Annotated in this window: 22 protein-coding genes; 16 read left to right on the top strand and 6 right to left on the bottom strand. The window is 65.9% G+C overall.

Annotated features, from left to right (window positions below; all coding sequences use genetic code 11):
* The first annotated feature begins 112 nt into the window (after window positions 1-112).
* Both AC3FJ6_RS03970 and AC3FJ6_RS03975 read left to right on the top strand, forming a co-directional pair.
* A complete protein-coding gene (locus AC3FJ6_RS03970) occupies window positions 113-307 on the top strand; it encodes a hypothetical protein (protein WP_066732106.1) in 195 nt (64 codons plus the stop codon).
* Window positions 308-458: 151 nt separating this feature from the next.
* A complete protein-coding gene (locus tag AC3FJ6_RS03975; RefSeq protein WP_488770749.1) occupies window positions 459-908 on the top strand; it encodes a DUF192 domain-containing protein in 450 nt (149 codons plus the stop codon).
* A gap of 24 nt (window positions 909-932) precedes the next feature.
* Here AC3FJ6_RS03975 and AC3FJ6_RS03980 read toward each other — a convergent pair whose 3' ends face one another.
* Complete coding sequence (locus AC3FJ6_RS03980) at window positions 933-1,418, bottom strand: YajQ family cyclic di-GMP-binding protein (RefSeq protein ID WP_092601771.1); 486 nt, start codon at window positions 1,416-1,418, stop codon at window positions 933-935.
* 107 nt (window positions 1,419-1,525) lie between these two features.
* Here AC3FJ6_RS03980 and murB point away from each other — a divergent pair, with 107 nt between their 5' ends.
* Window positions 1,526-2,548, top strand: coding sequence for a UDP-N-acetylmuramate dehydrogenase (gene murB, locus AC3FJ6_RS03985; protein ID WP_488770750.1), 1,023 nt, complete (start codon window positions 1,526-1,528; stop codon window positions 2,546-2,548).
* Between the two features lie 67 nt (window positions 2,549-2,615).
* Here murB and ppnP read toward each other — a convergent pair whose 3' ends face one another.
* The gene (gene ppnP / locus AC3FJ6_RS03990) at window positions 2,616-2,927 is read right to left on the bottom strand and encodes a pyrimidine/purine nucleoside phosphorylase (RefSeq protein ID WP_488770751.1); all 312 of its coding nucleotides are present in this window, start codon (window positions 2,925-2,927) and stop codon (window positions 2,616-2,618) included.
* Between the two features lie 83 nt (window positions 2,928-3,010).
* Window positions 3,011-3,934, bottom strand: a complete 924-nt coding sequence (gene argF, locus AC3FJ6_RS03995; protein ID WP_400392980.1) for an ornithine carbamoyltransferase — start codon at window positions 3,932-3,934, stop codon at window positions 3,011-3,013.
* A 451-nt stretch (window positions 3,935-4,385) separates the two neighbouring features.
* Between argF and AC3FJ6_RS04000 the strand changes: the two genes are divergently transcribed.
* Complete coding sequence (locus AC3FJ6_RS04000; RefSeq protein ID WP_092601779.1) at window positions 4,386-4,691, top strand: DUF3579 domain-containing protein; 306 nt, start codon at window positions 4,386-4,388, stop codon at window positions 4,689-4,691.
* Window positions 4,692-4,856: 165 nt separating this feature from the next.
* On the opposite strand, the gene rpsT is transcribed toward AC3FJ6_RS04000, so the two are convergent.
* Complete coding sequence (gene rpsT / locus AC3FJ6_RS04005; RefSeq protein ID WP_066732116.1) at window positions 4,857-5,123, bottom strand: 30S ribosomal protein S20; 267 nt, start codon at window positions 5,121-5,123, stop codon at window positions 4,857-4,859.
* A 353-nt stretch (window positions 5,124-5,476) separates the two neighbouring features.
* On the opposite strand from rpsT, the gene murJ reads away from it, so the two are divergent.
* Complete coding sequence (gene murJ / locus AC3FJ6_RS04010; protein WP_488770752.1) at window positions 5,477-7,027, top strand: murein biosynthesis integral membrane protein MurJ; 1,551 nt, start codon at window positions 5,477-5,479, stop codon at window positions 7,025-7,027.
* A 16-nt stretch (window positions 7,028-7,043) separates the two neighbouring features.
* Window positions 7,044-7,892: a SirB1 family protein gene (locus AC3FJ6_RS04015; RefSeq protein ID WP_400392984.1), complete on the top strand. Its 849-nt coding sequence runs from the start codon at window positions 7,044-7,046 to the stop codon at window positions 7,890-7,892.
* A gap of 34 nt (window positions 7,893-7,926) precedes the next feature.
* On the opposite strand, the gene AC3FJ6_RS04020 is transcribed toward AC3FJ6_RS04015, so the two are convergent.
* Window positions 7,927-8,565, bottom strand: coding sequence for a VTT domain-containing protein (locus tag AC3FJ6_RS04020; protein WP_175459959.1), 639 nt, complete (start codon window positions 8,563-8,565; stop codon window positions 7,927-7,929).
* Window positions 8,566-8,705: 140 nt separating this feature from the next.
* On the opposite strand from AC3FJ6_RS04020, the gene mutL reads away from it, so the two are divergent.
* The 3 genes from mutL to AC3FJ6_RS04035 are packed head-to-tail and all read left to right on the top strand — an operon-like array spanning window position 8,706 to window position 12,221.
* Window positions 8,706-10,691 carry a DNA mismatch repair endonuclease MutL gene (mutL, locus tag AC3FJ6_RS04025; RefSeq protein WP_488770753.1) on the top strand — a complete coding sequence of 662 codons (1,986 nt, stop codon included), beginning with the start codon at window positions 8,706-8,708 and terminating at the stop codon, window positions 10,689-10,691.
* A gap of 25 nt (window positions 10,692-10,716) precedes the next feature.
* Window positions 10,717-11,673: a tRNA (adenosine(37)-N6)-dimethylallyltransferase MiaA gene (gene miaA / locus AC3FJ6_RS04030; protein WP_488770754.1), complete on the top strand. Its 957-nt coding sequence runs from the start codon at window positions 10,717-10,719 to the stop codon at window positions 11,671-11,673.
* Between the two features lie 53 nt (window positions 11,674-11,726).
* Window positions 11,727-12,221, top strand: coding sequence for a GNAT family N-acetyltransferase (locus AC3FJ6_RS04035; protein WP_488770755.1), 495 nt, complete (start codon window positions 11,727-11,729; stop codon window positions 12,219-12,221).
* Window positions 12,222-12,285: 64 nt separating this feature from the next.
* On the opposite strand, the gene purM is transcribed toward AC3FJ6_RS04035, so the two are convergent.
* Window positions 12,286-13,338 (bottom strand): phosphoribosylformylglycinamidine cyclo-ligase, encoded by a 1,053-nt coding sequence (gene purM, locus AC3FJ6_RS04040; protein WP_488770756.1) that lies wholly within the window; start codon window positions 13,336-13,338, stop codon window positions 12,286-12,288.
* A gap of 205 nt (window positions 13,339-13,543) precedes the next feature.
* Between purM and AC3FJ6_RS04045 the strand changes: the two genes are divergently transcribed.
* From AC3FJ6_RS04045 to panB, 7 genes are all read left to right on the top strand, one after another.
* Window positions 13,544-14,614, top strand: a complete 1,071-nt coding sequence (locus AC3FJ6_RS04045; RefSeq protein WP_488770757.1) for an AI-2E family transporter — start codon at window positions 13,544-13,546, stop codon at window positions 14,612-14,614.
* Window positions 14,615-14,665: 51 nt separating this feature from the next.
* Window positions 14,666-15,379 carry a DnaA regulatory inactivator Hda gene (gene hda / locus AC3FJ6_RS04050; protein WP_153947325.1) on the top strand — a complete coding sequence of 238 codons (714 nt, stop codon included), beginning with the start codon at window positions 14,666-14,668 and terminating at the stop codon, window positions 15,377-15,379.
* A 105-nt stretch (window positions 15,380-15,484) separates the two neighbouring features.
* Window positions 15,485-16,159 carry a histidinol-phosphatase gene (locus AC3FJ6_RS04055; RefSeq protein WP_153947324.1) on the top strand — a complete coding sequence of 225 codons (675 nt, stop codon included), beginning with the start codon at window positions 15,485-15,487 and terminating at the stop codon, window positions 16,157-16,159.
* Between the two features lies 1 nt (window position 16,160).
* A complete protein-coding gene (gene pcnB / locus AC3FJ6_RS04060) occupies window positions 16,161-17,780 on the top strand; it encodes a polynucleotide adenylyltransferase PcnB (protein ID WP_488770758.1) in 1,620 nt (539 codons plus the stop codon).
* Between the two features lies 1 nt (window position 17,781).
* Window positions 17,782-18,300 (top strand): 2-amino-4-hydroxy-6-hydroxymethyldihydropteridine diphosphokinase, encoded by a 519-nt coding sequence (folK, locus tag AC3FJ6_RS04065; protein WP_400391420.1) that lies wholly within the window; start codon window positions 17,782-17,784, stop codon window positions 18,298-18,300.
* 20 nt (window positions 18,301-18,320) lie between these two features.
* Window positions 18,321-18,962, top strand: a complete 642-nt coding sequence (locus tag AC3FJ6_RS04070) for a deoxynucleoside kinase (RefSeq protein WP_488770759.1) — start codon at window positions 18,321-18,323, stop codon at window positions 18,960-18,962.
* 122 nt (window positions 18,963-19,084) lie between these two features.
* On the top strand, window positions 19,085-19,906 hold the full coding sequence (gene panB / locus AC3FJ6_RS04075; RefSeq protein ID WP_488770760.1) for a 3-methyl-2-oxobutanoate hydroxymethyltransferase: 822 nt from the start codon (window positions 19,085-19,087) through the stop codon (window positions 19,904-19,906).
* Window positions 19,907-19,960 lie beyond the last annotated feature (54 nt).

The raw sequence follows: 19,960 nt of genomic DNA on the forward strand, positions 1-19,960 counted from the left end.
AATAGTGTTAAACATGACGTCAACGGCAAAAGATGGCGTTTCGTTTTTGCGAGTGACACGTCTACGCGCGTCGAACCCTCCAAATACTGGATACATTTCTGAGGTACTCGCAATGAAAAAACTGATCGCTGCCCTGGTTGTTGGCCTGTTCGCTACCGGCGCTTTCGCGCAAGCTTCGGCTCCCGCTGCTGACGCTGCGCCGGCCGCCAAGGAAGCCGCGAAGCCCGCGAAGTCCACCCACCACAAGCATTCGTCGACCAAGCACCACGCCAAGAAGGCGGAAGCTTCGGCACCGGCCGCCCAGTAAGGCGACCCTGCGCGCGGACACCTTCCGCGCGTCTGTAGAAAGGCAGGCGCCCATGCGACCTGCCTTTTTTCATGTCCGGCGTTTTCGGCACGGCCGGCATGGCTGCGCTATGCTCTCGCCTGCAGCAAGACCCCCAACGACAAGATCCGCCATGCATCCCGTGTTCAAGACCCTGATGGCCGTGGGCGCCGCCGCGCTGACGAGCCTGGCCCACGCGCAGTCCGCGCTGCCTGTCATCCCGCTGACCGCCGGCATGTACGCCATCCAGGCCGAAGTGGCGGCATCGTCCGAAGCGCGCGAGCGCGGCTTGATGTTCCGCAAGTCGATGCCCGCCAACGCCGGCATGCTGTTCGTGTTCGAGGAAAAGGCCGGGCACTGCTTCTGGATGCGCAACACGGACCTGCCGCTTTCCATCGCCTTCCTGGCCGATGACGGCAGCATCGTGAACATCGAGGACATGAAGCCCCAGACCGAGGACAACCACTGCCCGCGTGCGGCCGTGCGCTACGCGCTGGAGATGAACAAGGGCTGGTTTGCGCAGAAGGGCATCAAGCCCGGCGCAAAGATCGGCGGCCTGCCGCAAGCGCGGCAGGGGCAGTAGCCATTCCCGGTTCGATCGTGCTTCCTAGTCGCGGAAGTTGTTGAAGTCCAGGGGCGCCTCGCTGACGTCCTTGCGCAGCAGCGCGATCACCGACTGCAGGTCGTCGCGCTTGGTGCCCGTCACGCGCACGGCGTCGCCCTGGATGCTGGCCTGCACCTTGATCTTGCTGTCCTTGATCATGCGCACGATTTTCTTCGACAGGTCGCCGGTCACGCCCTTCTTGATCGTGATGACCTGCTTGACCTTGTCGCCGCTGATCTTCTCGACCTTGCCGTAGTCCAGGAAGCGCACGTCCACATTGCGCTTGGCCATCTTGTTGATCATCACGTCCTTGACCTGGCCGAGCTTGAAGTCATCATCGGCAAACGCGGTCAGTTCGCCTTCCTTCTGCTCGACGCGGGCGTCGGACCCCTTGAAGTCGAAACGCGTGGAGATTTCCTTGTTGGCCTGTTCCACGGCGTTCTTCACTTCCACCATATTGGCTTCACACACTACGTCAAACGACGGCATATCGATTCTCCTGGTCTTGCACGGCGCGCCGTTTGCCCCGGCGGCCCGTTCATGCGGTTACGTATAATCTTGGCCTGCCCCGGTCCGGGGTGCTTTCCCCGTCCTTCATGGCAGATTTTTACGAATTTTATCCCCTGCGCACCCACAATACATTCGGGTTCGATGCGCGTGCGCGTCTGGCGGCGCATATTCGCAGCGAATCGGACCTGGTTTCGGCCCTGTCGGACCCGCGCGCGGCCGGGATGCCGGTGGTGGTGCTCGGGGGTGGCAGCAACGTCGTGCTGACCGGCGATCTCGACGCCTGCGTGCTGCTGATGGAAATCCCGGGCTACGACATCGCCGAGGACGTCAGCGCAGGCCGCGCCGACTGGCTGGTGACGGCCGGTGCCGGCGAAAACTGGCACGGCCTGGTGAGCCGCACGGTTGCCGACGGCGTGCCGGGCCTCGAAAACCTGGCCCTGATCCCGGGCACGGCCGGCGCCGCTCCGATCCAGAACATCGGCGCCTATGGCGTGGAATTGCGGGACCGCTTTGCACGGCTGCGCGCCTACGATCGCCAGGCACGCGAATTCGTCACGCTGGACCTGGACGCCTGCGCGTTCGGCTACCGCGACAGCCTGTTCAAGCGCGAAGGCCGCGACCGCTACATCATCACGGCCGTCACGCTGCGGCTGCCGAAGACCTGGCAGCCAGTCCTCAACTACGGCGAACTGGCGCGCGAACTGCAACACATTGCATCACCCAGCGCCGCACAGGTGCGGGATGCCGTCATCGCCATCCGCTCGCGCAAGCTGCCCGATCCGGCACAGATCGGCAACGCGGGCTCGTTCTTCAAGAATCCGGTGGTGGAAGCGGCGCAGCGCGATGCGCTGGTGGCCGAGCATCCGGCGCTGGTCAGCTATCCCCAGCCCGACGGTCGCTACAAGCTGGCGGCGGGCTGGCTGATCGACCAGTGCGGCTTCAAGGGCCTGGACGACGGCCCGGTGGGCGTCTACGGCAAGCAGGCGCTGGTGCTGGTACATCACGGCGGCGGCACGGGCGCCGCGCTGCTGAAGCTGGCGGACCGCATCGCGGATACGGTCCAGGCGCGCTTTGGCGTCAGGATCGAGCCGGAACCGGTGATCCTTTGAAGGGTGTACTTCTCCTCTCTCCCGCGTAGTGGGAGAGGGGAGAAAACCGTGCAGCTTAAGCCAAAGCTCAAGCGAAGTGGCAGACGTAGTCCAGCGTGTCGGTCACTTCGATGTCGAAGCTGCTGTTGCTCGGCACGTCGAACTGCTGGCCCGCGCCGTAGGTCTTCCATTCTTCCGAGCCGGCCAGGCGCACGCGGCAGCTGCCCGCGTTGATTTCCATGACTTCCGGCGCGCCCGTGCTGAACGTCAGCGCAGCCGGAAAGATCACGCCCAGCGTCTTGCGCGTGCCATCGGCAAACAGCACCGTGTGGCTCACGCACTTGCCATCGAAATACAGGTTGGCCTTCTTGACGACCGACACATTGTCGAACTGGCTCATCTCAATCTCCTCGGATCTTGCGGTTCGTAAAGACGTAAAAAAGGGAGCCATCGCGGCCCCCTTTCATTGGCTCCAGCGGCGGCTCAGTAGCGGCCGCAGAGCAGGTATTCCATCAGCGCCTTCTGCACGTGCAGGCGGTTCTCGGCTTCTTCCCAGACCACGCTGCGCGGGCCGTCGATGACGGCGGCTTCCACTTCCTCGCCACGGTGCGCCGGCAGGCAGTGCATGAACAGTGCATCGTCCGCGGCGCAGTCCATCATCGCCGTGGTCACCATCCAGTCCTTGAACGCGCGCTTGCGCGCTTCGTTCTCGGCCTCGAAGCCCATGCTGGTCCAGACATCGGTGGTCACCAGGTGCGCGCCCTGGCAGGCTTCCAGCGGATTGGCGAACACCTTCACGCGCGGCGCGGCCGATGCCGGCACCATGGCCGGGTCCAGCTGGTAGCCCGGGGGCGCCGAGAACGTGAACGTGAAGTCGAGCCGCTCGGCCGCCTGGATCCAGGTGTACGCCATGTTGTTGGCGTCGCCGATCCAAGCCACGGTCTTGCCGGCAATGCTGCCGCGCTGCTCGATATACGTGAAGATATCGGCCAGCACCTGGCAGGGGTGGTATTCGTTGGTCAGCCCGTTGATCACCGGCACGCGCGAATGCGCGGCAAAGCGGTCGATGATGTCCTGGCCGTAGGTGCGGATCATGATGATGTCGACCATGCGCGAGATTACCTGCGCGGCATCCTCGATCGGCTCGCCACGGCCCAGCTGCGAATCGCGCGTGTTCAGGAACACCGCATGGCCACCCAGCTGGTGGACACCGGCCTCGAACGACAGGCGCGTACGCGTGGAATTCTTTTCGAAGATCATGGCCAGCGTGCGGTCGTGCAGCGGGTGCCATGTTTCGTAGTTCTTGAACTTCGCCTTCAGGATCCTCGCGCGGTCCAGCAGGTACGCGTACTCGTCGGCACCGAGGTCGCTGAACTGGAGGTAATGCTTGATCGGGGTTGGGCTCATAAAACAAAGAAGGCGGCTCGCTTGGGACACGCAGCCCGATTGCGCGGAAGTGCAATCCATGAGGGCCGGAGCGTGTCGCGGAGCCGCCTTTCGCGTCGCTTACGCAATGTAATTGCAAAGATCATAAGGGATTATTCCAGCTTTGGCGAGCCCGGTCCGTTAACCTCCAGAGGCGGCACTGGCGCGCCATCCGGCGGTCACTGACAGGTTTCCGACAGGATTCAGCCTTATGCGCAGGTCTTATATAAGATATAATACTCGCTGATTCACGCGGGGCCCGGCATACCCATGCCAACAGCCCGCCGCCGGCATCAAAAGTGCCCCCGCCGACACCACGCCCCGCTGGTCATGTCCGGATGCGCGCGAACCATTCGCCCGCCGGATGCGTCAAACGGTGCGCCCGTTGAAGCGGGTTTACCGTCGAGTCACCAAGCAGAATCCCCGCAGTCCCATGACCACCCCCCAAGTCCGCGAATATTTCATCCAAGGCGTTACGAAGGAAGGCAAGACCTTCCGCCCCAGCGACTGGGCCGAGCGGCTGTGCGGCGTGATGGCGCAATTCCGCCCCGAAGGCGATACCGGCGATCCCCGCCTGACCTACTCGCCATATGTGCGTCCGGTGATCGTAGCTGGCGTCAAGAACGTGGTGGTCGATACCCGGCTGCGCGACATCGAGCCCAAGGCGCTCGATTTCGTCCTGAACTTCGCCCGCGACAACAACCTCCAGGTGGTGGAAGCCTGCTCGGTCGAACACTGACACCGAAGTCGACGCACCCCACATGAAGAAACCCGGCCGGCGCCGGGTTTTTTGTTGGCCGGCCGCACGCGGCCAAGCCAGCGACAGCAACGCGCCAGAAAACAAAAAAGCCCGTCCGAAGACGAGCTTTTCTTTCTGCAGGCCACCGGGGTGGCCCAGGCAGACTCAGGCGGCCATGCCCTTGATGGCGGCCGACAGGCGCGACTTGTGACGTGCGGCCTTGTTCTTGTGCACGATCTTCTTGTCAGCAATGCTGTCGATGATCGTTTGCGACTGCTTGAAGATTTCAGCAGCTGCAGCCTTGTCGCCGGCGTCGATCGCCTTGCGAACTGCCTTGACGGCGGTGCGCAGACGCGAGCGCAGGCTGGAATTGTGGGCGTTCGCGGCGACGGCTTGGCGCGCGCGCTTGCGAGCTTGTGCGGAATTTGCCATGTATCTCTTCCTGAATTCAGAATGCGCGCCCGGGGCGACGCAATAATTTGGGACGCAACAATTAAGTCACATCGTGCGACCCGGGATGTTTCGACAAACGAATCCTGGACGCGACTGTCCTTGCGAATCGGCGATTATACACACATGCTGGCGGGACAGGCAAGGGCGATTCGTATACCCGCGCTGACGGTCGCCCAACATCGGCCGATCCGTATAATAAGCGCCACATCCGGCGCCGCCTGGCCGCAGACCGTGGCGCCGCGGCAACTTTTGGGGCCAAACGGGCGTCTGAACCGCATTCCGCCCGGGCTGCGCAGCGGCCGGACGGCCTGAAGCTTTCCCCGACTACCACCTTGAACCTTCTCAAAGCCCTTGCCACCATCAGTGGCCTGACGATGCTGTCGCGCATCACGGGCCTGATGCGCGAAATCCTGATTGCCCGGGCCTTCGGCGCTTCGGACATGACCGACGCCTTCAACGTGGCGTTCCGCATCCCCAACATGCTGCGCCGCATCTTTGGCGAAGGGGCCTTCTCGCAGGCCTTCGTGCCGATCCTGAACGAATACCACGGCAAGCGCGGCGACGCCGAGACGCATCTGCTGATCGACGCCGTGGCCACGGTGATGGCCTGGGTGCTGGCCGCCGTTTCGCTGGTGGGCGTGATCGCCGCGCCGATCGTCATGACCGTGGTGGCCACGGGCTTCCGGGGCGACGCCGAAACCTACGACTCGGCGGTGTTCATGACGCGCGTGATGTTTCCGTACATCGGCCTGATCTCGATGGTGGCCCTGGCCTCCGGCATCCTGAACAGCTGGCGCAACTTCGCGGTGCCCGCCTTCACGCCCGTGCTGCTCAATCTCTGCCTGATCGTGGCCGCGGTCTGGGTGGGGCCGCACCTGAAGCAGCCGATCTATGCGCAGGCGTGGGGCGTGCTGATCGGCGGCGTGCTGCAACTGGCCATCCAGGTGCCGGCCATGCGTCGTCTGGGCGTGCTGCCGCGGATTTCGCTGGACCTGCGCCAGGCCTGGTCCAATCCCGGCGTGCGGCGCGTGGTCAAGCAGATGGCGCCGGCCCTGCTGGCCGTGTCGGTGGCCCAGATCAGCCTGATCATCAATACGAATATCGCATCGCGCCTGGGGGCCGGCGCCGTGTCGTACATCACCTATGCAGACCGCCTGATGGAGTTCCCGACGGCGCTGCTGGGCGTGGCGCTGGGCACCATCCTGCTGCCGAGCCTGTCGCGCGCCAACGCCAACGACAACCGCGAGGAATACTCGGGCCTGCTCGACTGGGGCCTGCGGCTGACCTTCCTGCTGGCCCTGCCCTGCGCGGCCGGGCTGATGCTGTTCGGCACGCCGCTGACATCGGTGCTGTTCAACTATGGCCGCTTCGACGCCCACGCGGTGGAGATGACGCGTCAGGCGCTGGGCACCTATGGCGTGGGCCTGCTGGCGCTGATTCTCATCAAGATCCTGACGCCGGGCTTCTATGCGCGGCAGGACATCCGCACCCCGGTCAAGATCGCGATCCTGGTGCTGGTCATCACGCAGCTGTCCAACTTCGTGTTCGTGCCGGTGCTGGGCCATGCCGGCCTGCCGCTGTCGATCAGCTTTGGCGCCACCGTCAACGCGCTGCTGCTGTTCTTCGGTTTGCGCCGGCGCGGCTTCTACCGTCCGGCGCCGGGCTGGGGCATGTTCCTGCTGCGGCTGGCGGCGGCCATGCTGATCCTGTCCGGCATGCTGCTGTGGTTCTCACGCAATTTCGACTGGGTGGCGATGGGTGCCACGCCGTGGCTGCGCATCGCGCTGATGGCCGCCTGCCTGGTACTTGCAGCGGCGGTCTACTTCGGTACACTGTGGCTCATGGGCCTGCGCTACGCAGCCTTCCGGCGCCGCGCCGGCTAGTCAGGAACACCGCCCCATGACCTCCACGAAAGTCCTGGATTACTTCGCCAGCCTCGTGGCCGACGACGATGCGATCCCGCTCACCGAAACCGCGCTTGCGATTGCCCAGGACGCCTACCCTGACCTGGACCTGCAAGCCGAACTGGCCGCCCTCGACGTACTGGCGGTGCGCCTCAAGCGGCGGATCGCCGAAGGCACGCCCGCCATCCAGCGCCTGCGCCTGCTAAACCATTTCTTCTACCGCGACCTGGGCTTCGGACCCAACGCCAACGATTACTACGACCCGGACAATTCGTACCTGAACGTGGTGCTCAAGCAGCGCCGGGGCATTCCGATCTCGCTGGCCGTGCTGTACATGGAGCTGGGCCAGCAGATCGGCCTGCCGCTCAAGGGCGTGTCGTTTCCGAACCATTTCCTGGTGCGCATGACGATTCCCGCCGGCGAGGTCGTGCTCGACCCGCTGACTGGCGAAACGCTGTCAAAGGAACAGTTGCAGGAAATGCTCGACCCGTTCCTGGAGCGCGAGGGCATCACGGGGTCGAATGAAGTGCCGCTGGGGCTGTTCCTGCAGGTGGCCGGCCATCGCGAGATCGTGGCGCGCATGCTGCGCAACCTGAAGGCCATCTATCTGCAGGAATCGCGCTGGCAGCGGCTGCTGGCGGTGCAGAACCGGCTGGTGATCCTGCTGCCCGATTCGATCGAGGAAGTCCGCGATCGCGGCCTGGCATATGCCAACCTGGAGTGCTTCCGGCCGGCGCTGGAAGACCTGGAAGCCTATGTCCAGGCGCGGCCCGACGCCGCCGACACCACGCAGATCCGCGACCGCATGCCAGCCCTGCGCATGATGAGCCGCAGCCTGAGCTGACGTCCGGCCGCGGCGTTCAGGGCAATGCGCCGCCTTAGCGGTCGGCCGGGGCGCGCGTGCGGCCCTTGCCGCGCACCAGCTTCCACAGCCCCCCCAGCACCAGCGGCACCACGGCCGCGCCGATACCGGCCAGCACGATCAGGTTCAGATACTGCTTGATGAACGGCAGGTTGCCGAAGAAGTACCCGGCGAACACCAGGCCGAACACCCACGTGGCCGCACCGATCACATTGAACAGCTGGAAGCGTGCAAACGTCATCTGCGACACGCCCGCCACGAACGGCGCGAAGGTGCGCACGATCGGGATGAAGCGCGCCATCACCAGCGTCTTGCCGCCGTGGCGTTCATAGAAGTCGTGCGTCTTGCGCAGGGCTTGCTGGTCCAGGAAGCGCCAGTGCTGGTCGAACACCTTGGGCCCGATCCAGCTGCCCACGAAGTAGTTGACCGTGTTGCCCGTGACGGCAGCCACGAACAGCAGGCCTGCCAGCATCCATTCGTTCATGGCGCCTGCCGCGCACATGGCGCCGGCAATGAACAGCAGCGAGTCGCCCGGCAGGAACGGCAGCACCACCAGTCCGGTCTCGGCAAAGACGATGGCAAACAGGATGCCGTAGACCCAGACCCCATAGTCCAGGACGAACTGTCCCAGGAATTTGTCGACATGCAGGACCATGTCGATCAGATGCAATACGGTATCCAAATTAGCCTCTCTCCAAAGAAGGCCCCCATCATACAAGAGCCATTACGACAATCCGTCACCTCTTGGCGGGACTTGTGCCGAAAACGTGTCCGCCCGCACGTATAATCGCCCGCATGCCTGCCGACGCCGCCCTGCCTGACGCCTCAGCCCCCCTTCGCACCACCCAGCCTGGCCGCCCGATCCGTCCGTTGCCGGATCAACTGATCAGCCAGATTGCGGCTGGCGAGGTGGTGGAGCGCCCCGCTTCGGTGGTCAAGGAACTGCTCGAAAACGCACTCGATGCCGGCGCGACCCAGCTGGGTATCCGGCTGGAGGAAGGCGGCGTGCGGCGCATTGTCATCACCGACAACGGCTGCGGCATTCCCGCCGACGAACTGCCCGTTGCGCTGATGCGCCACGCCACCAGCAAGATCGCCTCGCTCGATGAACTGGAATCGGTCCTGACGCTCGGTTTCCGGGGCGAGGCCCTGGCGTCGATAGCCTCGGTCTCGCACCTGGTACTGACCAGCCGCACTGCTGCGGCCGCACACGCCACCCAGATCAGCGCCGACAGCGGCCAGCTGCAGCCGGCCTCGGGCGGCGTGGGCACGATGATTGACGTGCAGCACCTGTACTTCAACACGCCGGCGCGTAGAAAGTTCCTGAAATCGGAACAAACCGAACTGGGCCACTGCCTGGAGATGATCCGGCGCGCGGCGCTGGCGCGGCCCGATGTCACGATCTCCGTCCACCACAACGGCAAGCCGCTGGAGCACTGGAATGCCGGCGACGTGTCCACGCGCACGGCGCAGGTGCTCGGCAGCGACTTCGCGCGGGCGCGGCTGGCGCTGGATGAAGACGCCGATGCGTTGCACCTGTACGGCTTCGCCGGCCTGCCCACGGCGTCGCGCGGACGGCCCGACCAGCAGTACTTCTTCGTCAACGGGCGCTTCGTGCGCGACAAGCTGCTGAACCACGCCGTGCGCAGCGCCTACCAGGACGTGCTGCACGGCGACCGCTTTCCGTCGTACGTGCTGTGCCTGGACCTGCCGCCCGAACTGGTCGACGTCAACGTCCACCCGTCGAAGATCGAAGTGCGCTTCCGCGAATCGCGCGCGGTCCATCAGTTTGTCTATCACGCCGTGCAGCGTTGCCTGGCGCGCCAGGCCGGCGAACAGGGCGACAGCCTGCATTCCGATACCGGCGACGGTGCCGGCCTGATGCCGATGCCCACCGCGCGCCCGGCCACGCCCGCCCCCGGGGTGCCCGGCGCCGCGCCACAATGGATCAACTACTCGGCGGGCCGCCAGACCGAACTGGGTATTGCGCAGCCGCGCCAGGCCTATCTGGGCATGGTGCGTGACGCCACCTCGCCGGGATCGGCCAACCCGGGGTCGTGGCAGCCGTCGTCGCGCCCGCCCGCCTGGCTGGCCGACGCCCAGGCCGCCCGTGCCGACGACCCGCCCGGCCTGCTGGACCGCCTGCCGCCGCGCGTCCCGGAACTGCCCGGCGCCGATGCCGAATCGGGCGAGGCCGATCATCCGCTTGGCTACGCCATCGCCCAGTTGCACGGCATCTACGTGCTGGCGCAGAACGCGCGCGGGCTGGTGCTGGTGGACATGCACGCCGCGCACGAACGCATCCTGTACGAACAGATCAAGGATGGCCTGGCCGCGCGCCAGCTGGCCGTGCAGCCGCTGCTGATTCCGGTCACGCTGCCGGCCAGTCCGGTGGAAATCGGCGCGGCCGAAGAGCACCAGGAAACACTGCAGCTGCTGGGCTTCGATATCGCCCCAATGTCGCCCACCACGCTGGCCGTGCGCGCCATTCCGGCCCTGCTCAAGCAGGCCGATGCCGAAGCACTGGCGCGCGACGTGCTGCGCGACCTGCAGTCCTACGGCGGCTCGCGCGTGCTGGCCGAACGTCAGAACGAACTGCTGGCCACGCTGGCCTGCCATAGCGCCGTGCGCGCCAATCGCAAGCTGACCGTCGAGGAAATGAACGCGCTGCTGCGCCAGATGGAACAGACCGAACGCGCCGACCAGTGCAATCATGGCCGTCCCACCTGGGTGCAGCTGACCGTGACCGAACTCGACCGCCTGTTCCTGCGCGGCCAGTAGGCCCCTGTTTCCCGTTGGCCGTTTGATGATGTCATCGCAGTTTTCCGACTTTCCGCCGATCGTCTGCCTGCTGGGGCCCACCGCGTCCGGCAAGACCGCTGCCGCGCTGGAGCTGGCCGCGCGCCGCCCGGTGGAGATCATCAGCCTCGATTCCGCGCTGGTCTATCGCGAGATGGATATCGGCACGGCCAAGCCCACGCCGGCCGAACTGGCCAGCGTGCGGCACCACCTGATCAACATCATCGATCCGCTGGACAGCTACTCGGCCGCGCAGTTCGTGACGGATGCCGAACGGCTCATCGACGAGATCCGGTCGCGCGGACACACACCGCTGATCGTCGGCGGCACCATGCTCTATTACAAGGCGCTGACGCAGGGCCTGAACGATCTGCCGCAGGCCGATGCCACCGTGCGCGCCGAACTCGATGCGCTGGCTGCCGAGCGCGGCTGGCCCGCGCTGCATGCGATGCTGGCCGAAGCCGATCCGGTCACGGCCGCGCGCCTGGCGCCCAACGATGCGCAGCGCATCCAGCGTGCGCTGGAGATCTACCGGCTCAGCGGCCAGCCGATGTCGGCACTGCTGGCCCGCCAGGCCGATGCGCGGACCTTCACGGGGGCGGCCGATGCGCGCTACCGGGTGATTGCGCTGGAGCCCTCGGACCGCGCAGTGCTGCACACCCGTATCGCCGACCGCTTCGACGCGATGCTGGCTGGCGGGCTGATCGACGAGGTGCAGCGGCTGCGCGCGCGCGGCGACCTGCATCTGGGGCTGCCCTCGATGCGCTGCGTTGGCTATCGGCAAGTGTGGGAATACCTGGACGGCGACTGCGATGCCGCCACCATGCGCGAGCGCGGCATTGCCGCCACGCGCCAGCTTTGCAAGCGGCAACTGACGTGGCTGCGCAGCACGCCGGAGCGCATCAGCGTCGATGCCCTGGCACCCGACTACGTCGCGCAGGTGGCCCGGGCTGCGGGCTGGTGACCGCGCGCCGGGTGACCGATAATCATCGCTTCCGTTTTTTTGAGCGAATGACGATGACCGCCTTCCTGATCCGCCCCGCCACGCCTGCCGACAGCGCCACGCTGTTCCGCCTGATCTCGGAACTGGCCGAATACGAAAAGCTGACGCATCTGGTGGAAGCCACGCCGCAGAAGATTGGCGACGCGCTGTTCGGGGCCAGGCCCCATGCCGAAGCGGTGATCGTGGAAGTCGACCAGGATGGTGCGAAGCAGGCTGTTGGCTTTGCCCTGTTCTTCCACAACTTCTCGACCTTCCTGGCCAAACCTGGCCTGTACCTGGAAGACCTGTTCGTCGAGCCCGCCTGGCGCGGGCATGGACTGGGCAAGGCGCTGCTCAAGCATCTGGCCGCGCTGGCCGTGGAACGCGGCTGCGGCCGCTTCGAGTGGTCGGTGCTGGACTGGAACCAGCCGTCGATCGATTTCTACCGGGCGATGGGCGCCGACGTGATGCCGGACTGGCGCATCTGCCGCGTGACGGGGGATGCGTTGACGAAGCTGGGGACGGAGTAACAATGCCTGGAGTTGGCTCCCCTCTCCCACGTCGTGGGAGAGGGGAGAACAGCAAACAGTCAGATCAGACCACCACGGTCTGCGCCTGGCCTTCGGCGCGTTCCTGGATTTCGCCGATCTGCCACACGGCTTCACCGGCGGCCTGCAGGTGGCGGATGGCGCGTTCGGCGTCTTCCCGGGCCACGATCACGACCATGCCGATGCCGCAGTTGAACACGCGGTGCATTTCGGCGTCGGCCACGTTGCCCTGCGCCTGCAGCCACTGGAACAGCGGCGGCAGCGTCCAGGCATCGCGCTGGATCACGGCGGTCAGGTTGTCGGCCAGCACGCGCGGCACGTTTTCGGTCAGGCCGCCGCCGGTGATATGGGCCATGCCCTTGACCGGCAGCGTGTCGATCAGCGACAGCAGCGGCTTCACGTAGATGCGCGTCGGCGCCATGATGGCGTCCTGCAGGCGCTGGCCGTGGAAGTCGGCATTCAGGTCCGGCCTGGCCACTTCGATGATCTTGCGTACCAGCGAGTAACCGTTCGAGTGTGCACCCGACGAGGCCAGGCCCAGCACCACGTCGCCCGGGCGGATCGTGGTGCCGTCGATGATCTTCTTCTTTTCCACGGCGCCGACCGCGAAGCCGGCCAGGTCGTATTCACCGTCCGGGTACATGCTCGGCATTTCGGCGGTTTCGCCGCCGATCAGCGCGCAGCCCGACAGTTCGCAACCATGGGCGATGCCCTGGATCACGGTGGCGGCGGTGTCCACGTCCAGCTTGCCGCAGGCGAAATAGTCCAGGAAGAACAGCGGCTCGGCACCCTGCACCAGGATGTCGTTGACGCTCATGGCCACCAGGTCCTGGCCCACGGTGTCGTGGCGGTTCAGCTGGAACGCCAGCTTGAGCTTGGTGCCCACGCCGTCGGTGCCGGATACCAGCACCGGCTCCTGGTACTTCTTCGACAGTTCGAACAGGGCGCCGAATCCGCCGATACCAGCCATCACGCCTTCGCGCATGGTGCGCTTGGCAAACGGCTTGATCCGGTCGATCAGGGCGTCGCCGGCATCGATGTCAACACCGGCATCGCGGTAGGAAAGGCCTGCCTGGCCGGCGGTCGGGGATGCGCTCATGAGAACCTGCTTGTCTTGGATGAGGATGAAGTGCGGAATCCGTCGCTTTTAGCTAAGTCCCTGGGCCGGGGAGGCCAATCGGGCACGGAGCACGGACGCGAGTCCAGTAAAATCGCGATTTTAACGGATACAGGCTCCTGGCGACCAGTGATCGCGGACGAATCCACCTGCCACACTGCCAGACCATGACGCGCCGGACCCTCCGATGACCGCTCCCCTGCTTTCCCAAGACACCAAGCGCATCCTGCTGTGGATGGTGGTCGGCGCCGCCCTGTTCGCCGTGGTTCTGGCGCTGGCGCCCGTGCTGACGCCGTTTCTGGTGGCCTTCATCTTTTCGTACATCCTCAATCCGGGCGTGGACTGGCTGCAACGCCGCCGCGTGCCGCGTTTCATCGGCGTGGCGCTGATGATCGGGCTGCTGGGCGTGGTCCTGGTGCTGCTGGTGCTGCTGCTGATCGCGGTGCTCCAGCGCGAGATCCCGCAATTGCGCGAACAGGTGCCGATGCTGCTGCAGAAGCTCAACAGCGTGCTGGCGCCCCGGCTGGCCGAACTGGGCGTACGCGTGCGCTTCGACTTCCCCGGCCTGCGCAGCATGCTGCAGAACCGCTTCGCGGCCAGCCCCGAAGACCTGATGCAGGTGCTGTTCGACTACGTGCGCGTGTCGGGATCGGCGCTGATCGAACTGGCCGGGCTGCTGTTCATCGTGCCGATCCTGATGTTCTACCTGCTGATGGACTGGCACATGGTCATGCGGCGTATCGAGCGCCTGGTGCCGCGCCGCTGGGTGCCCAAGGTGCATGAACTGTCGGCCGAGACCGACGCCCTGCTGTCCCAGTACCTGCGCGGGCAGATCCTGGTCATGGTGATCCTGGCCGCGATCTACTCGATCGGCCTGACCGTGGCAGGCTTCGATGTGGGCATCCCGGTGGGCATCTTCACCGGCCTGGCCGTGTTCATCCCGTATATCGGTTTCGGCATTGGACTGACGCTGGCGGTGCTGGCCGCGCTGCTGCAGTTCGGCAACTGGTACGGGCTGGGCGCCGTGGCGGTGGTATACGGCATCGGCCAATTCGTGGAAAGCTTCTACCTGACACCGCGGCTGGTGGGCGAGCGTATCGGCCTGCATCCGCTGGTGGTGATCTTCGCGCTGCTGGCGTTCGGGCAGCTGTTCGGCTTCTTTGGCGTGCTGCTGGCACTGCCAACCTGTGCGGTGCTGCTGGTCGGCGCGCGTCAGCTGCGACGCGTTTACCTGGCCAGCGACCTCTATCGGCACTAGGCCGGCACTAGGCATACTGCAGGCACGCATCGCGCAAGTAACGGATTCGTCATGTCACCGCGTCAAAGTCATAAGCAGCTGTCGCTGGAACTGGGCAGCCCGCCCCCGTCCACGTTCGACAATTTCTTCGTGTCGGCCAATCGCGAGCCGGTGCAGCGCCTGCGCGACCTGCCCGGCCTGGTGGCGCGCGAGCAGGCCAACGACCGCCTGTTCTACCTGTGGGGCGACATGGGCTCCGGCCGCACCCACCTGCTGCATGCCGTCTGCGACGCCGCGCTCCACGCCGGCCTGAACTGCCGCTACCTGAGCCCGCATCACGCGCTGGCCGACTTCATGTTCGACCCGGCGTGCCAGATCTATACCGTCGACAACGTCGACCTGCTGGACGAGGCGCGCCAGATCGCCGTTTTTTCGCTTTATAACGAGGTGCGCGCCCATGTGCGCTGCGCGCTCGTGGTGGCGGGCAGCCTGGCGCCGCGCGCCATGCCGGTACGTGAAGACCTGCGCACACGGCTGGGCTGGGGGCTGGTCTACCAGCTCCAGCCGCTGTCCGACGAGGACAAGATGGCCGCGCTGGTGCAGGCCGCCAAGGAGCGCGGGCTGCAGCTTTCGCCCGAAATCCCGCACTGGCTCGTGACGCGCCACTATCGCGACATGCCCAGCCTGATGGCGCTGCTTGACGCGCTGGACATGTATTCGCTGGAGCGCAAGCGCGCGGTGACGCTGCCGCTGCTGCGCGAAATGTTCGCCGAATTCCGGGAGTAGCCGCCGGACCCGCACGCTTGCCTGGTGGGGCCGGCGAGACGCCGCCCCGCTCGTCCCCCGGGCCCGGCCGACCGCCCGGGACACCTTAATGTAAAATCGCGCCCCATGAATCTGGCACTGTTTGACCTCGACCACACCCTGATCCCGACCGATAGCGACCACGAATGGGGCCGCTTCCTGGTCCGCATGGGCGTCGTCGACGAGGAATCGTATCGTCGCAAGAACGACGAGTTCTACAGCCAATACAAGGCTGGGACGCTCAATATCCAGGAATTCCTGCGCTTTGCGCTGGCCCCGCTGGCGGCCAACCCGCGCGACCGGCTGGACCAATGGCGCGTGCGCTTCATGCACGAGGTCATCGAGCCGGTGATCACGCCGCAGGCGAAGGCCCTGGTGTACAAGCACCTGGAAGCCGGCGACCTGTGCGCGGTGGTGACGGCCACCAACAGCTTTGTCACGGCGCCGATCGCCCAGGCCTTCGGCATCAAGCACCTGATCGCCACCGATCCGGAAACGATCGACGGCAAGCCCGAGAGCGCCTTCACCGGCGAAGTGGCTGGCGTGCCCAGCTTCCGCGAAGGCAAGATCACCCGCGTGGAAAGCTGGCTCAAGAGCCTGGGCGCCAAGTGGGACGACTTCGGCACCACCACGTTCTATAGCGATTCGGCCAACGACCTGCCGCTGCTCGAAAAGGTCAGCGAGCCGATCGCCGCCAACCCCGACGACCGCCTGCGCAACCACGCCGCGGCCGCTGGCTGGCGCATCATGGACCTGTTCTGACGTGATCAAGAAGCTCATCACCCGGCTGCTGGGCAAGCCGGGGCCGAAACAGCGCCGCACGGGCCGCGCCCATACCCCGCGCGTGGTTGGCGTGGAAGAACACAGGATCGACCCGGCGCTGATCTCGCGCAACGCGGTCAAAGTCACGTCCACGCTGCAGCAGGCCGGGTACCAGGCCTTTATCGTGGGCGGCGCCGTGCGCGACCTGCTGCTCGGCATCAAGCCGAAGGATTTCGACGTGGCCACCAACGCCACGCCGGACCAGGTGCAGGCGCTGTTCCGCCGTTCCCGCATCATTGGCCGCCGCTTCCAGATCGTGCACGTGACGTTCTACGGCGGCCGCGAGCAGGAGATCATCGAGGTCTCGACATTCCGCGCGCTGGTGGACGCCGTGGCCAGCGAGACGCTGCCCGAAGGGCGCCGCCTGAAGCGGGCCGAGCTCGACAGCAAGACGCACGCGATCGACGCCAGCGGCCGCGTGCTGCGCGACAACGTGTGGGGATCGCAGGCCGAAGACGCCGAACGCCGCGACTTCACCATCAACGCGATGTACTACGATCCGGCCGCGCAGACCGTGCATGACTACCATCACGGCATGGAAGACATGCACGCCCGGACGCTGCGCATGATCGGCGACCCGGTCACGCGCTACCGCGAGGACCCCGTCCGCATGCTGCGCGTGGTGCGCTTTGCCGCCAAGACCGGCTTCGGCATCGACGAGGAAACCCGTGCGCCGATCGCCGAACTGGCTCCGCTGATCCACAACGTGCCCAGCGCGCGCCTGTTCGACGAAATGCTCAAGCTGCTGATGTCGGGCCACGCCTGGGCATCGCTGCAGGAACTGCGCAAGGCCGGCCTGCACAAGGGCCTGCTGCCGCTGCTGGACGTGGCCATCGAACAGCCGATGGGCCAGCGTTTCGTGCAGCTGGCGCTCGACAACACCGACCGCCGCGTGCAGGCCGGCAAGCCGGTGTCGCCGGGCTTCCTGTTCGCGTCGCTGCTGTGGCACCACGTGCTGCAGCGTTGGACCAAGCTGCGCGACGAAGGCGAGCATCCGATCGCCGCGCTGAACACGGCCATGGACATGGTGCTGGAAAAGCAGACCGGCCAGCTGGCCATCCAGCGCCGCTTTGTCACCGACATGCGCGACATCTGGGGCATGCAGCCGCGCTTTGAAAAGCGCGTGGGCCGCATGCCGTACCGCCTGCTGGAATCGCCGCGCTTCCGCGCCGGTTACGACTTCCTGCAACTGCGTTGCGAAGCCGGCGAGCAGCCGGCCGAGGTGGGCCAGTGGTGGACCGACTTCCAGAACGCCCACCCCGACGAGCGCGAGGCGCTGATCGAGGCGGCCCGGCCCCCGCGCGGCAAGTCCGGCAAGGGTTCCAGGGGCGGTTCGGGTGAGAGCCACGACGGCGGCCAGGACGCCGGCCACGACGGTGGCGCGGAAGGCGCCGAGGACGGCACCGGCCACGATGGCGACGCGCCGGCACGCAAACGGCGCCGCCGACGCGGTCCGCGGAAATCGGATAAAGTGTCTTCCCGCAGCGAGGCGCAATCGACTGACGGGGCCGATGGAGGTCAGCCCGAGCCGGGACCGCGCCGCGCCCAGCCGGAGGAATAACATGACGCTTGCCTTCATCGGCATCGGCGCCAATCTTGGAGATGCGCGCCAGGCGTTGAAAGACGCCATCGTGTGCCTGGCCCAGCAGGTCGGGATCACGGTCGTTGCGCGGTCGTCGTTCTACCGCACGGCCCCGGTCGACGCCTCCGGCGACGACTACTTCAACGCCGTGGTCAAGGTCGAGACGACCTTCACGGCGTCGCAACTGCTGCGCATCTGCCACCACATCGAAGACCAGTTCGGCCGCGAGCGGCCGTTCCGCAACGCCCCGCGCACGCTGGACCTGGACCTGCTGCTGTTCGGCGCCGAAGCGATCAACACCGAGGCGCTGACCGTGCCCCATCCGCGCATCACGGAACGCGCGTTCGTGCTGGTTCCGCTGATCGAGCTGGACGCCGCGCTGGACATTCCCGGCCGCGGCCGGGCAGCGGACTTCCTGCCGGGCGTGCAGGACCAGCGCATCGAAAAGCTTTCCACTTGCAAGTGCACGCGCCTGCAGGAAGGCAACACCCCGTCCTGAGCGCACCGCGCACCTGACGCATGCTCGACCATCTGCGCCGCATCGTCGTCGAAGGCCCGGTCGGATCGGGAAAGTCCGCGCTGGCCCAGCGGCTGGCGCAGTACCTGCGGGCCGGCGAACTCGCCGACGGCGCCCGCCAGAATCCCTTCCTCGAACGCTTCTATCGCGAGCCGCAGCGTTACGCGCTGCCGATGCAGCTGGCCTGCCTGAACCAGCGCGCCACCCAGGTGCAGCAATGGCAGACCGCGATGCTTGCCGGCCAGCGCATGATGACGAACTTCCTGTACGCACGCGACCGTCTCTATGCCGCGCTGACGCTGGAGGCCGACGAACTGGCGCTTTACGACGCACTGGCGGCACGGCTGCAGGTGCCCGCGCAGCGCGTGGACCTGGTCATCCTGCTGCAGGCTACGCCGTCGCTGCTGCGCGAACGCATTCTGCGACGGGGCCTGCCTGGCGAATCCGCCATCGACGAGACGTATCTGCAACGGCTGCACGACGCCTACGGCGAACTGTTCCATCGCTACGACGACGCCCCGGTGCTGATCGTCGATACCGCCCACTTCAATCCGGTAGACAACGACGACGATTTCCGTACACTACTGTCGCGCATCGAGAACATGCGAGGCCGCAGGGCCTTCCTGAATCTCGCTGCCCGCTGATCTGCTCCAAAGCCGCTGCAAAGACGCGCCTAAGGCCCCCGGCAGCACAACACGATAACGACAACGGCCGCCGCCGAAGCTTGTTCGTGCGACCCACGGCCGCCACTCCTACGGGCACTGCCATGAGTTACCTCCTCGACCCCTCCCGCAAGACCGTCACCGCGCCCAGGCTGCAGGCCATGCGTGACGCCGGCGACAAGATCGCCATGCTGACCGCCTACGATTCCAGCTTCGCCGCACTGCTCGACTACTGCGGCGTCGAGATGATCCTGGTCGGCGATTCGCTGGGCAATGTGATACAGGGCCAGCAGACCACGCTGCCCGTCACGCTGGAACACATGGCGTATCACACCGAATGCGTGGCACGCGGCAACCAGACCGCGCTGCTGGTGACGGACCTGCCGTTCGGCACCTATCCCACGCCCGAAAAAGCCTTCGAAAGCGCGGCCACGCTGATGCGCGCCGGCGCGCAGATGGTGAAGCTCGAAGGCGGCGAATGGCTGGCGCCCATCGTGAAATTCCTGGTCGAGCGCAGCATCCCGGTGTGCGCCCATATCGGCCTGACGCCGCAATCGGTCCACGCCTTCGGCGGCTTCAAGGTGCAGGGCAAGACCGAGGCCGGCGCCGCGCAACTGAAGCGCGAGGCCCAGGCGCTGGAGCAGGCCGGCGCGCAGGTGATCCTGATGGAAGCCGTGCCCGCCAAGCTGGCCGGCGAGGTGACCGCGATGCTGAAGGTGCCGACCATCGGCATCGGCGCCGGCGTGGACTGCTCGGGCCAGGTGCTGGTGCTGCAGGACATGCTGAACATCTACCCCGGCCGCAAGGCCAAGTTCGTCCGCAACTTCATGGACGGCCAGACCTCGATCGAAGGCGCCGTGCGCGCCTACGTGGCCGCAGTGAAAGACGGCAGCTTCCCGGCGTTGGAACATACGTTTTCGGCTTGAGAAAACAACAAACCGGGGGTGGTCTCCCCTCTCCCATTTATGGGAGAGGGGGCG

The organism is Cupriavidus sp. 94F1, from assembly GCF_057798875.1.

Coding starts and splice junctions, on each gene's coding strand:
- purM (WP_488770756.1), bottom strand. CDS start 13,338: ATGAGCGCATCCCCGACCGCCGGCCAGGCAGGCCTTTCCTACCGCGAT.
- AC3FJ6_RS03970 (WP_066732106.1), top strand. CDS start 113: ATGAAAAAACTGATCGCTGCCCTGGTTGTTGGCCTGTTCGCTACCGGC.
- hda (WP_153947325.1), top strand. CDS start 14,666: ATGTCACCGCGTCAAAGTCATAAGCAGCTGTCGCTGGAACTGGGCAGC.
- AC3FJ6_RS04055 (WP_153947324.1), top strand. CDS start 15,485: ATGAATCTGGCACTGTTTGACCTCGACCACACCCTGATCCCGACCGAT.
- ppnP (WP_488770751.1), bottom strand. CDS start 2,927: ATGAGCCAGTTCGACAATGTGTCGGTCGTCAAGAAGGCCAACCTGTAT.
- panB (WP_488770760.1), top strand. CDS start 19,085: ATGAGTTACCTCCTCGACCCCTCCCGCAAGACCGTCACCGCGCCCAGG.
- AC3FJ6_RS04015 (WP_400392984.1), top strand. CDS start 7,044: ATGACCTCCACGAAAGTCCTGGATTACTTCGCCAGCCTCGTGGCCGAC.
- AC3FJ6_RS04000 (WP_092601779.1), top strand. CDS start 4,386: ATGACCACCCCCCAAGTCCGCGAATATTTCATCCAAGGCGTTACGAAG.
- AC3FJ6_RS03980 (WP_092601771.1), bottom strand. CDS start 1,418: ATGCCGTCGTTTGACGTAGTGTGTGAAGCCAATATGGTGGAAGTGAAG.
- AC3FJ6_RS04020 (WP_175459959.1), bottom strand. CDS start 8,565: ATGGTCCTGCATGTCGACAAATTCCTGGGACAGTTCGTCCTGGACTAT.
- miaA (WP_488770754.1), top strand. CDS start 10,717: ATGATGTCATCGCAGTTTTCCGACTTTCCGCCGATCGTCTGCCTGCTG.
- folK (WP_400391420.1), top strand. CDS start 17,782: ATGACGCTTGCCTTCATCGGCATCGGCGCCAATCTTGGAGATGCGCGC.
- rpsT (WP_066732116.1), bottom strand. CDS start 5,123: ATGGCAAATTCCGCACAAGCTCGCAAGCGCGCGCGCCAAGCCGTCGCC.
- argF (WP_400392980.1), bottom strand. CDS start 3,934: ATGAGCCCAACCCCGATCAAGCATTACCTCCAGTTCAGCGACCTCGGT.
- AC3FJ6_RS04045 (WP_488770757.1), top strand. CDS start 13,544: ATGACCGCTCCCCTGCTTTCCCAAGACACCAAGCGCATCCTGCTGTGG.
- AC3FJ6_RS03975 (WP_488770749.1), top strand. CDS start 459: ATGCATCCCGTGTTCAAGACCCTGATGGCCGTGGGCGCCGCCGCGCTG.
- AC3FJ6_RS04035 (WP_488770755.1), top strand. CDS start 11,727: ATGACCGCCTTCCTGATCCGCCCCGCCACGCCTGCCGACAGCGCCACG.
- AC3FJ6_RS04070 (WP_488770759.1), top strand. CDS start 18,321: ATGCTCGACCATCTGCGCCGCATCGTCGTCGAAGGCCCGGTCGGATCG.
- mutL (WP_488770753.1), top strand. CDS start 8,706: ATGCCTGCCGACGCCGCCCTGCCTGACGCCTCAGCCCCCCTTCGCACC.
- murB (WP_488770750.1), top strand. CDS start 1,526: ATGGCAGATTTTTACGAATTTTATCCCCTGCGCACCCACAATACATTC.